The sequence below is a fragment of the Paenimyroides ceti genome, from assembly GCF_030409925.1.
The window spans coordinates 1,923,318-1,935,313 of record NZ_JAUFQU010000001.1 but is presented as its reverse complement, the minus strand read 5'-3'; the positions used below and the strand labels follow the sequence as shown (position 1 = coordinate 1,935,313).

The window sequence follows — 11,996 nt, the reverse complement described above, 5'->3', positions numbered from 1 at the left end:
TCATGAAAATGAAATCTTTATTAGGCTGTACTTTAGTAGCCATGCTTATCTTAACTTCTTGTAACAGTGACGATAATGTTAGTGTGGAAAATGAGAATGGAAAAATCATTATCAATAATGATGTACAGTCATTAAATAAAAGAATTAAATATAATAATTCAGGTGTTTTAGATATTATTACGCCTTTGGCTGGAAAAAATACACCAGCACAGGCAACCAGTATGCCGTTAGTATTGGTTGCTGAAGTAAATCCGCCTGTGTATGCAGGAAGAACGCTGAAAGCAACTCATGTGGCAATTAATGGTGACTATGCTTACGTTTCTTATAATACAGAGGGAGAAGCTTATGGTGGTGCGGTTGATGTTATCAATATTTCTAATCCAAATACTCCTCAATTGGTTGTTCAGGCAATTTTTCCCAATACTGATATAAGCGCTGTGAGTTATGAAAACGGTAAACTATATATTGCAGGTGCTGCCAGTGTTGATGCATTTCCAACTTTAAGCTCTCCGGGATTTGTTTCTGCAATGACGCTTAATAACGGGCTGCTAACTACCAACTATGTGCAGACACAGCTGAGAGGTAATGTAGGAACTTCTGTTACCTCTACAGGCAATAAATATTATGCAGTATCCGGTGGTGCTGGTGATTTGGTGGCATTCGACAAAAATACCAATCAGATTCAGGCAACTATTCCCGTAGCTGATTTACGTGCAGTAGGTCAGAATAGCAATAAGATTGTAGTACTTAGTGGAACAAACGGCGTTAAGGTATATGATGCCGTAACTATGGCGCTTCAGAATTCATTTTCTACTTCTGTTGATGTTCCGGGTGCAAAAAGAACAATAGATTTTCTTGGAAATAATTTGCTGGTCTCAGAAGGATATGCCGGTTTAGGAGTTTATAATTCTGCTACAGGCAGTAAATTACAGACCATAGCAGTACCTACCAATGTTACCGGTGTAGATAACTCAGACATAACAACCAATGCCGTTTCTGTAAATAATCAAAATTTATTTTTAGCAAATGGTGGTGCAGGGCTTTACATTTATAAAAATGAAAACCAATCTTTAAGCCTTATAGGCTCAATTGCAATGAATGGTTCTTGTAATTATACCATGAGTAAGGGAGACTATATTTTTGCAGCAATGGGTAACGGCGGACTTAAAATTGCAAAAATGGTCACGAATACCCCAACGCTTAATTGCTCACAATTTCCTACATACAACGGTTCAGCATGGTTAAATATTAATTCTAACGAAACTAAGGAATATCAGGGTTCTGCATCTTTAATGGGTCTGAACGTAAATGCCAATCTTACCTTTTGTGGCTCTTTGTCGGTCTCTCAATCCCTTAATATTAACAGTGGCGGGGTATTTTACATGAAGGGGTCGCTTGCGCAAGGACAACAAAGTAATCCATGGTTGTCTTTGAATATTAATAATAATGCAGTGATGCGTGTTGAAGGAAATGTGGTGATATATGGTAATCTAGTATTAAACAGTGGAGCTAAATTAGAATTTATAGGTAATAATTCTACGATTACAATTCATGGTACGGTAAGTAAATCGAATAATGTAACCATAACCGGGACTTTTACAGATACGTTTAATAAATTGTAAGTAAAAAATATAAAGTAGAGAAACGTGTATCAATATCCGATTGATGATGAATAAAACACCTGGACAAGGTAACGAACCAGATAAATTTCAGAGCGATTCAATTTTGAATCGCTTTTTTGTTAGTGATAGCTGAACGTATCAAGCCAAACGAAGACTAAACTAATCTTTATTAGTGTTCCTCTTAAAACGTTTAAAAAAGTAAAGTACAAGCAGAAACTGTGTATATCCGTATACCGCATCTTCCACTGGTATAGTAAGCATTCTTATCCCCAGAAAATCACCGGGATTGTAATTTACAATAGGAGATTCTAATCCGGTTCCGGTTAAAATTCCGTTTACGGGAAAAAAACCCAACATCAGTATGGTATATACCACAGATGCTTTCCCAATCCATGCTACACGTGCCACGAAATGCAGATAAATAAGGGATAAAATGGTAGCTATACAGGTTACGAGTGTGTAAATTTTATCGTGATGAAGCAGCGCAACCAATGAGCAGCCTACAATGCTTATAAATACAATAATGTTATTCAAACTGCTGATTTTGTTCCACTTAAAAAACAGATCAAAGCAAAAATACGTAAACACACAAGAAAACGGAATGCAAATAAAAAAAAGCCATTCTTCAAGCGGAAGCCCCGCTATTATTAATCCAAGCGTATAATCAGTATTGAACCACCAGACACCTTTTGACGTAAACCATACATCCCATGCAATAAAAGGTATCGCTACAAGAATTGCTGCTTTTAAAAACGGAATAAAATAGCGGTTAAATTTAATTCTGTGATCAAATGAAGCAATAAAGCATATAATTACGGTAAAAAATAAAATGGCGGAGTAGGTATATGAAATCATTTGTCAGAAGTTTTGAGATACATTTTAAAATACTTGAGGGGTACGTATAAAAAGCCGAAACATTCGCCATGTTCTTTACCAATATGTTTGTGATGCTGTTTGTGTGCGCGACGCAATGCTAAAAAATAAGGGTTTTTTGTTCGGGTAAGAAATTTAAAACGTTGGTGTATGAATATATCGTGCACAAAAAAATAAGTCATGCCATATAGCATAATACCCAACCCTATATAAAAAACGTAATTAAAATGGGCAAGTGAACCGTAATACATTAAAGCAATGGTAGGTACTGCAAATATCACGAAAAAATAGTCGTTTCTTTCAAAACCGTCTCCATTACTATGGTCATGATGATCTTTGTGTAAAGTCCACAGAAAACCATGCATAATATATTTGTGAATCAGCCACGTTGCTCCTTCCATCAAAATAAATGTGATCATCACAATTAAAAAATTCATAACAGTTCTCTTTTTTAATGATTTATTTGTAATCTTACAAAACAGCAACTTTATAACGCAGATAGCTTTTAAAGGCTACGTATGCTTTTTGTGCATTGGGAACACGGGTTCTGTTTGCCATTATTTCAATAGGTGATTTCTTCTTTATTTTAGAAAAAAGCAGCAGATAATATTTATATGCCAGATACACTCCAAATTTTGATGAGTTTGGCAGTTTTTTTATTCCGATGAGAGCTTCTGCAAATTCTTTCTCAATTTCTTTTTCGATTTGATACTTGATATCGCGGTCAAAAAGTTCCATATCTACATTCGGAAAGTAGCTACGACCTAATGTCTGATAATCTTCTTTGATATCTCTCAAAAAATTTATTTTCTGAAAAGCCGACCCCAGTTTCATGGCATAAGGTTTCAGTTCTTCAAACTGTTTTTTGTTTCCTTCGGTAAATACCTGCAGGCACATTAAACCAACTACCTCCGCAGATCCGTAAATATACTCATTATAAAGCTCAGAATTATAATCTACCTCATGCAGATCCATAGACATACTGTGCAGAAATTGCGCAATAAGCGAACGGTCAATATCGTATTGGTGTACAGTTTCCTGAAAGGATTGTATAATAGGGTTCAGCGAGATGTTTTCCTTAAGAGCAGTTTCAGTTTCAATTGTCAGCCTGTTCAGCAGTTTTTCTTTATCGTAACCATGAAAACTGTCAACGATTTCATCGGCAAGACGCACGTAGCCGTAGATGGCATAAATACTTTTGCGTATTCCAGGTTTTAGTGCCAGAATACCTAAGGAAAAACTGGTACTGTATTTTTCGGTGGTTTTCTTGCTTACTTCGTAAGCCAGTTCATCAAACAATTTTTTCATAGCTTATATTTTTAGTTTGTTGACTTCGTTAGCTGCTATTTTTCCGGAAATAATAGCGGGAGGAACACCAGGACCGGGTACAGTCAGCTGTCCGGTGTAAAATAGGTTTTGTACTTTTTTGTTGCGTATTTTTGGTTTCAGTACTGCCGTTTGATTCAGCGTATTTGCCAACCCGTATGCATTTCCGCCGTATGCATTATAATCTGCTGTAAAATCCGATACACAGTAACTTTTTTTATATTCAATTTTCTCGTATAGATTTTTTATTCCGGTATGTTTTTTAATTCTTTCCAGCATCTCCTTCAAATAATGTTCCCTGACTGATTCATCATCATGAATTCCGGTTGCAACAGGCATTAACAGAAATAGGTTTTCACAATTTTCAGGGGCTGTTCCGGCATCGGTTTTAGAAGGACAACAGGCGTAGAATAAGGGCTTTTCGGGCCATTTTTTTTCACCGTAAATACAGTCGATATGTTCATCTAAATCATTTTCAAAAAATAAAGTGTGATGCGTAAGGTTGGGAATACGCTCGTTAATTCCTAAATAAAAAATAAGGCTTGATGGAGCAAACGTTTTATTTTTCCAGTAGTCATCATCATAATTTTTATATTTTGTATCCAAAAGACTTTCGGTATGGTGATAGTCAGATGAAGCAATGATGCTGTCAAACTCCAATAATTTTCCGTTTATCAGAAGAGAAACTGCACGGTCATTTTCTATATGGATCTTTTCAACTGAATGATTAAAATGAAATTGTACACCCTGTTTTTCTGCGACCTTTTTCATTGCCAATACCAGACTGTAAAAGCCACCGGTTGGATATTTAGTGCCCAATACATAGCCACCATAATTCATAAGGCTGTATAAAGCCGGAATATTTTTAGGTGATGCACCAAGAAAAATAACTGGGAATTCCATAAGTGCCCTTAATTTGCGATTTTTGAAGTACTTTGAAACATACTTTCTGAAATTGGTAAGCAAATCAAGTTTTAATGCACTCGTGGCAATTTTTGGCGATGCAAATTCTAACCAGCTGTAACATGGTTTATTCACGAATTCCTGCATTCCCACCTGATACTTGTATTTTGCGGATTTCATAAAACGATCAAGTTGAAGGGCTGCTCCGGTTTCAATACTCTCCACTGTTTTTTTTAGTTCTTCATAATTTTCGGGAACAGCAATTTTAGCATCAGAAAAGATCATTTCGAACTGAGGATTCAGTGAAATAAGCTCATAAAAATCTGATGAATGAAAGCCGAAATCAGCAAAGAAATTCTCAATGATATCAGGCATCCAATACCAACTTGGTCCCATATCAAAAACATAACCGTTTTTGGTTGTAAATTGTCTTGCTCTTCCTCCAGGCTGATCGTGTTTTTCAAATACGTGAACTTCATTGCCTTCTTTTGCGGCATAAGCAGCAGCCGACAATCCTGAGAAACCACAACCAATAACAGCTATTTTCTTTTTCATTATACGATTTGTTTTTTGTACTGATCGGCTTCTTCCAAAAGCTTTTCTACATCGGTATTGTTTTTATAAATCGGAACGTGGAATTCGTTGAGTTTAGTAAGCAGTTTTATAAGTTCTAATTTTTCAGATTCTGTGAGATTACCACATACAAGTGTTGTGGCCGCACGAATTTTTTCCATTTGCTGCTCAAGAACCTCTAATCCTTTTTCAGTAATACTTATGATTTTACTGCGTTTGTCTGTTTTCGAATCTTTTTGTACAATCCAGCCTTTATGCATCAATCTGTTGATGATTAAAATACCTGCAGGTTTTTCGTGTACATTTTTTTTAATAAGATCCATCTTTGTCATTTCGCCGGATGCCTTCAGGTTGATCAGATAGATGAAATCTTCCTGAGTAGAAAAATCCGACCCTGAAATCGCCGCTCTCGAATAATTTTTACCAAATCTGTTCATGTGAACGAGAAGAGTGCTGATAACACTTTCTGCACTTCGTCCATTTTTTTTACCTTCCCAGTCAGGAGCTTGGAGAAGTGATGGTTGATAATTATCTGCGACCCATTTTTTAAATCCGGCAATAGTATCAGTATATCGGTTGTCCGCGTTAGACAATTCGAATTCTTCTACAAGATCTACCGTTTTTTTAATAAGATTATACTGCATATATAAAAAATATAGTATACAAATATACTATATTTTTTGAATTATTGGTTTTAAAAGTACTTTAATTGTACAAGATAATACAACCAATCTTTAAGGTACTATTATTTTCTTAAGTTATGTAATTTGCTCTGTATTACATCATAAACTGTTGTGTATAATTCTTTATTACCTTTAGTTGCTATTTTTAAAATGGTCATACATTCATTCAGAAACCGAGGGGCGAAATTGGGGTCTGATGCTGTTATCTCTTTAGAGTTGTCTAAAATATCTGCATATTTGATAGTCTGTGCATCTTTACTGGTTTGTTCAATCCGTATGGTTTCTTTTTCTTTACGCTGTTTACGGTTTAGATGCGGATATGCTTCTTTGGTGTAAACATCAGTAAGTTCCACGACCAGTTTCAGGGTTTGTTCTGCATCGTCTCTGTTCATTACTGTTTTTAAAAAGGATAATAATTCTACTTCAGTAACCGGAGTATCTTCCAGAACATCATGGAGTAGGGCAGCAGCCAATACAGCTGTCTTGTTTGTATATGCTGCACAGATTTCAAGAACTCTTACAGGATGAACAATGTAACGCTCGTTGCTGTATTTACGTTTTTGTTCACCATGGGCAAGGTCAGCAAATTGCTGTACTTTATTGAGAATTAGATTCATGCGTATTTTTGATTTATTGTAATAAAGAGATAAAATTAAAAAATATAAGTAATGCTTATCATTCTGATAAGCATTACCGGAAAAAAAGGTGAGTAAGTTCTGATATTTTAATACAATATGTATTAATTAGGTTTTTTACGATTCATATTGTTTTGTAAACGTTCAATTTCCTTAAGATGTATTTCAAGAACCGGTAGAGCAGATGAAGCCAGATCTTTTAATTCCTGATCGGTACCATTGGCAACCTGCTCTTTAAAAAGTTCTATTGCCTGAAGGTGGTCAGCAATCATCTGATTTACAAATTCTCTATCAAAAGCATCACCATCCATCTTGTTTAAACTATTGTACATTTGCTGTGCTTCTGTGCTAAGAATGTCTGAAACTTTATACCCTTTTTGCTGCGCAACCTGTTTAAGTTTTCCATTTACAGAATGATGGTCGTTTTCCATCATCTCCGCGTATTTTACAATTTCAGGATTCTTACTTTTTGATCGGGCTAACGAGCCTTTTTTAATCTCTGCATTTCCTCCTTCCAATGCTTTCATCACAAATTGTATATCCTGCTCCGTTCCCGTTTGTTCAGTCTTAGCTTTTTGAGTGACTGTTTTTTGTGCGAATACAGTCGTTGTTGCCAACATTAATGCTGCGATTAAAATCAACTTTTTCATAATTCAATAGATTTGTGTTAATGATAGGTTAGTTTCCGTTAGGTCTTTTGTTTGAACTGGACTGATTTGTTCTTGTAGTATCATCAGGCGAACCTGAATTCTGGCTTCCCGATTGGTTATTTTGCTGGGAGTTATGGCTGTTATTCATACCTTCATCATGGTGCAATGTATCATTACTGTATGCATCATTGTGATAGTCTGTGTCATCTGCCGGAGGATAAGTTTCACGGTTCTCATCATTGTTTTTTCGCTGATCCTTACATCCCATAAAGATTACGGCAAGGAACCCTATAGCTAAGATTCCACTGCTTTTTAATAAAAGGTTTTTCATAATTTATAGTTTATGAGGCATTGCCTCGGTTAAAATAATCAAAATGTTAATAGTGATAATAAATTACGAAAGAGGAATTGTAATTTTTTGGTAATAAGAAAGATATTAATGTAGAGTCAAACACAATGCCATCTTTTAGATATTATTTGTAAACGTATACTGTCTGCAAGTTTATAGCTAATACTTTAAGGTGTATGTTAATGCGTATATTGGGGAAAAAATATACATTTTGTGAAATTGTAGTGTAATGTTGTTTATTTTAAAACAAATAAAGAATTAATATTTAAAATATTAACTATTTTTATTAAAAAAATCAATTTTTAACAGTTGTATTTTTATTCCTTCTACAAAAAGTGTGTTTCAAAACATTAATGTAAAATATTTAGACTATTCATGATTAAAATTTAATTTTTTTATAATTTATATGTAGGGTTAATGTAAAATACAGACTGCTCATAAATGTTAAATTATATACATCCTTTATCAGTACAGTTTTTGAACTGATGGTAGCTGTTTAAAATTAAAACAGCGCATGTCATCTTTAATTTCTCTATTGGTCAGTGGATCAACATTTGTTCTTATTCTGTTGGTAATAATGATAAACAAAGAGGAATTTAATCATTGGAAATTAACATTAAACAATAACCATTATGAAAAAGAAAAAGGAAACAGTTGATAATAACAAAAGCATCGACGAGATAGTAAAAAAGCAGCAGAAGAATGTGGATGATGATTCTAAAACTTCTGAGGGAATTGATCCTATGGGAACCGAGGTAATGCAGGAAGATGAATATCAGAAAAATCAACACGGCAAACTGCCAAAAGAAGATCAAAAGAAAAATACTGAAAAATAAAGATTGTTTTGATATCATTTTTTAAAATGATCAGATTGTATAATGTTATAGTATGTAATGCGATATATTAGGATTATTGGAAAGATAATTGTGATATAATTAAAAAAGAGATTATGAGAGCAATTTGGAATGGAGCATTAGGATTCGGTTTAGTAAATATTCCTATTAAACTATACAGCGCTACAGATTCAAGTACGTTGGATCTTGATATGCTTGACAGTAAAGATTTAAGCAATATAAGATTTAAAAGGATTAACGAGAATACAGGAAAGGAAGTACTTTGGGAAGATATTGTCAAAGGATATAAACTCAAAGATAAATATATCGTATTAGAAGATCAGGATTTTGAAGCAGCAAGTCCTGAAAAATCTAAAATACTGGCAATTTCACAATTTGTAAAAGAAGCCGATATCGATTCAGCATATTTTGAAACGCCTTATTTTCTGGAACCTCAAAAAAACGGTGAAGGTGCCTATAATCTACTGCTTAAGGCATTGATGAAAACCAAAATGGCAGGTATTGGCTCATTCGTTTTACGCGAAAGGGAAATTTTATGTTTAATACGCCCGTACGCTGATAAAATTCTTATGGTAAACCGTATGCGTTATCCGGAGGAATTAAGAGATTTTGACGATTTAAATCTTCCTGCCAAAGCACCTAAAGCTACTGAATTAAAAATGGCGGAACAGCTTATAAAATCACTTTCAGCAGACTTCAATCCGGAAGATTTTAAAGATACATACAATGCCGATCTGCTTAAAATCATCAGGCAGAAGGCTAAAGGAAAAAAGGTAAAGTTAACAGTAGTAAAAGAACCGGAAGGCAAGGCAACTGATTTAATGGCAATGCTTAAAGAAAGTCTCAAAAAAGGAAAGAAGAAGGCAGGGTAGCTCTGACTTCTGTCAATATGTAAAGCTTGTTGTGTGATTGGGTCATGTATTTCTCTAAAATGTATAGTTATGCCTTTAGAAGATTATAATAAAAAACGAAATTTTAAAAAAACCTCCGAACCGGAAGGAAAAGAAAAAACCAGTGGAAATAAATTGCGGTTTGTTGTACAGCGACATGCAGCCACGAGGTTACACTATGACTTTCGGTTAGAAATGGATGGCGTATTAAAAAGCTGGGCAGTTCCGAAAGGTCCGTCATTAAATCCGGCAGACAAAAGACTGGCAATGATGGTAGAAGACCATCCCTATTCATACAAAACCTTTGAAGGCACTATACCTAAAGGAAATTATGGAGCTGGTGAAGTTGAAATATGGGATGAAGGAACATATGAACCCATTGAGAAAATCAAAGGAAAAACGGATGATCTGGTCATGCGGGCAGATTTGCATAAACAATCATTAAAATTCATTCTTCACGGTAAAAAGTTAAAAGGAGAGTTTGCATTGGTTAAAATCAAGAATCCCAAAGACGATAATGCATGGCTGTTGATAAAGCACAAAGATCACTTTGCCGTTGATAAAGATTATGACGCTGAAGAGCATACGCCTAAAAATTCTAAAGTAACCGCTTATCTCAAAGAGAAAGGCAGTAAAAAAAAAATGATTCCACCAACGGAATAAAACATTTTAAAAATTATGCTACTGCGTTATCTGGTGCTAAAAAGCATACCGAATTTATTGAACCCATGTTGTGTAAAGTGGCAGATAAACCTTTTGATGACAGAGAATGGGCATTCGAAATAAAATGGGATGGCTACAGAGCAATTGCTGATTTAAGCAAAGATGCTATCCGTCTGTACTCCAGAAACGGCATCGATTTTTCAGAAAAATTTAAAAAAATAGTCAATTCGTTGAAACTGCAGGAACACCAAATGGTACTCGACGGAGAGATTGTCGCTTATGATGATGCTGGTAAGCCAAATTTTCAATGGCTACAGAGAATTGGGGATAATCCAAATCTGGTACTCAGCTATCAGGTTTTCGATATACTGTGGCTGAACGGTCACTCAACAGAAAATTTATCTTATCTGCAACGCAAAGAATTACTCAAAAATGCTTTAGTGGAAAATGAAATTATAAAATTCAGCGATCATATACTTGAGAATGGAATAACATTCTTTCAGGCTGCAAAAGATATGGGACTGGAAGGAATCATAGCCAAAAAGACAGACAGTATTTATAAGGAAAATGTACGGAGTTCTGAATGGCTTAAAATAAAAATCCATAAAAGCGACGAAGCCATTGTCTGCGGCTTTACCGAACCAAAAGGTTCCAGAAAGAAATTCGGAGCTCTGATACTTGGAAAATACTTCAAAGGAGAAATGGTTTTTTGTGGTCATACCGGGGGAGGTTTTAACGATACATCACTTTCAGAAATATATGAAAAACTAAAGCCATTGATTACTAAAAAATCTGTATTTAAAGTCACGCCCAAAACCAATACGAAACCCACCTGGGTAAAACCAGAATTGGTCGCTGAAGTTAAATATACCGAACTAACCAAAGATCATATTTACCGACATCCCATTTTTCTGAGACTTCGTGATGATATCGAATCTGATGATGTAGCCTTCGGTACGGAAAAACAATTAAAAAATGAAACTATGAAAAAAGCAGAACCTCAGAAAAGAAGCGGAAAGGATGATGTGGTAAAGAAAATTGGAAATAAGGAGCTGAAACTTACCAATCAAAATAAAATCTATTTTCCTCATGATGATATAACTAAGGGAGATGTTATTACGTTTTATCAGAGTATTTCACAATATATTCTTCCGCATCTTAGAGCACGACCGCAATCTATGAACCGCTATCCGAACGGAATTGAAGGGCTTAGTTTTTTTCAGAAAGATGCTTCCGAAGAAACACCTGAATGGATAGAGACACAAAAGGTGTTTTCTGAAAGTTCCGACAAATATATCAATTACATCATCTGTAATGATAAGGCAACTTTAGCCTATCTCAACAATTTAGGCTGTATTGAGTTAAATGTTTGGACCAGCAAAATCCAGAAGGCAGACCATCCGGATTATCTGGTTTTAGATCTAGATCCGTCAGAGAAAAATTCATTTGAAGACGTAATAGAAACCGCACAGACCGTAAAAGAAGTATTGGATCTGGCAGGAGTAGAAGGATATCCGAAGACATCGGGAAGTTCCGGTATTCATATTTATATCCCGATGAATGCTAAATATTCTTATGAACAGGTAAAAGATTTCGGACATTTACTTATGCAGATGGTTCACCAGAAACTACCAGATTTGACAACATTAGAAAGGAGCCTTCAAAAAAGAGATAAAAACAAAATATATCTCGATTATCTGCAAAACAGATCTGGGCAGACGTTGGCAAGTGTTTACAGCTTGCGTCCGAAAGACGGTGCTCCGGTTTCAATGCCATTGGAATGGAACGAAATTAAAAATGGGCTTAAGCCAACCGATTTCAATATTTATAATGCATTGGATCGGATAAAAGAAAAAGGAGATATTTTTAAACCCACTTTAGGAAAAGGCATTGATATGCTCAAAGCTATAAAAAAACTTTCGTGAAAAAACAGATTAAAAGAAGGAATAAAAATTGTATTAAAATTATATCAATT

The 11,996-nt window shown here is 35.0% G+C and carries 14 protein-coding genes; 6 read left to right on the top strand and 8 right to left on the bottom strand.

Annotated features, from left to right (window positions below; translation table 11 throughout):
• Positions 1-2: 2 nt before the first annotated feature.
• Positions 3-1,622, top strand: a complete 1,620-nt coding sequence (locus QW060_RS09610) for an LVIVD repeat-containing protein (RefSeq protein WP_290363361.1) — start codon at positions 3-5, stop codon at positions 1,620-1,622.
• A gap of 159 nt (positions 1,623-1,781) precedes the next feature.
• Here QW060_RS09610 and QW060_RS09605 read toward each other — a convergent pair whose 3' ends face one another.
• The 8 genes from QW060_RS09605 to QW060_RS09570 all read right to left on the bottom strand — a co-directional run bounded on the left by QW060_RS09605 (position 1,782) and on the right by QW060_RS09570 (position 7,596).
• Positions 1,782-2,477, bottom strand: a complete 696-nt coding sequence (locus QW060_RS09605; protein ID WP_290363360.1) for a lycopene cyclase domain-containing protein — start codon at positions 2,475-2,477, stop codon at positions 1,782-1,784.
• Positions 2,474-2,932: a sterol desaturase family protein gene (locus QW060_RS09600; protein WP_290363359.1), complete on the bottom strand. Its 459-nt coding sequence runs from the start codon at positions 2,930-2,932 to the stop codon at positions 2,474-2,476. Before QW060_RS09600 ends, QW060_RS09605 begins: the two co-directional genes overlap by 4 nt.
• 34 nt (positions 2,933-2,966) lie before the next feature.
• On the bottom strand, positions 2,967-3,803 hold the full coding sequence (locus QW060_RS09595; protein WP_290363358.1) for a phytoene/squalene synthase family protein: 837 nt from the start codon (positions 3,801-3,803) through the stop codon (positions 2,967-2,969).
• Between the two features lie 3 nt (positions 3,804-3,806).
• Entirely contained in the window at positions 3,807-5,279 is a 1,473-nt protein-coding gene (locus QW060_RS09590; protein WP_290363357.1) for a phytoene desaturase family protein, read from the bottom strand.
• Positions 5,279-5,941, bottom strand: a complete 663-nt coding sequence (locus QW060_RS09585) for a MarR family winged helix-turn-helix transcriptional regulator (protein WP_290363356.1) — start codon at positions 5,939-5,941, stop codon at positions 5,279-5,281. Before QW060_RS09585 ends, QW060_RS09590 begins: the two co-directional genes overlap by 1 nt.
• Before the next feature lie 101 nt (positions 5,942-6,042).
• The gene (locus QW060_RS09580) at positions 6,043-6,597 is read right to left on the bottom strand and encodes an HD domain-containing protein (RefSeq protein WP_290363355.1); all 555 of its coding nucleotides are present in this window, start codon (positions 6,595-6,597) and stop codon (positions 6,043-6,045) included.
• A gap of 122 nt (positions 6,598-6,719) precedes the next feature.
• Positions 6,720-7,265, bottom strand: coding sequence for a DUF4142 domain-containing protein (locus QW060_RS09575; RefSeq protein ID WP_290363354.1), 546 nt, complete (start codon positions 7,263-7,265; stop codon positions 6,720-6,722).
• Positions 7,266-7,293: 28 nt separating this feature from the next.
• Entirely contained in the window at positions 7,294-7,596 is a 303-nt protein-coding gene (locus QW060_RS09570) for a hypothetical protein (protein WP_290363353.1), read from the bottom strand.
• Between the two features lie 532 nt (positions 7,597-8,128).
• On the opposite strand from QW060_RS09570, the gene QW060_RS09565 reads away from it, so the two are divergent.
• From QW060_RS09565 to ligD, 5 genes are all read left to right on the top strand, one after another.
• Positions 8,129-8,272 carry a hypothetical protein gene (locus tag QW060_RS09565; RefSeq protein ID WP_290363352.1) on the top strand — a complete coding sequence of 48 codons (144 nt, stop codon included), beginning with the start codon at positions 8,129-8,131 and terminating at the stop codon, positions 8,270-8,272.
• Complete coding sequence (locus QW060_RS09560) at positions 8,247-8,450, top strand: hypothetical protein (RefSeq protein ID WP_290363351.1); 204 nt, start codon at positions 8,247-8,249, stop codon at positions 8,448-8,450. Before QW060_RS09565 ends, QW060_RS09560 begins: the two co-directional genes overlap by 26 nt.
• A gap of 113 nt (positions 8,451-8,563) precedes the next feature.
• Positions 8,564-9,340 (top strand): non-homologous end joining protein Ku, encoded by a 777-nt coding sequence (gene ku / locus QW060_RS09555; RefSeq protein ID WP_290363350.1) that lies wholly within the window; start codon positions 8,564-8,566, stop codon positions 9,338-9,340.
• A gap of 69 nt (positions 9,341-9,409) precedes the next feature.
• Positions 9,410-10,021, top strand: coding sequence for a DNA polymerase ligase N-terminal domain-containing protein (locus tag QW060_RS09550; RefSeq protein ID WP_290363349.1), 612 nt, complete (start codon positions 9,410-9,412; stop codon positions 10,019-10,021).
• Positions 10,022-10,098: 77 nt separating this feature from the next.
• Positions 10,099-11,946, top strand: coding sequence for a DNA ligase D (ligD, locus tag QW060_RS09545; RefSeq protein ID WP_290363348.1), 1,848 nt, complete (start codon positions 10,099-10,101; stop codon positions 11,944-11,946).
• The last annotated feature ends 50 nt before the right edge of the window (positions 11,947-11,996 follow it).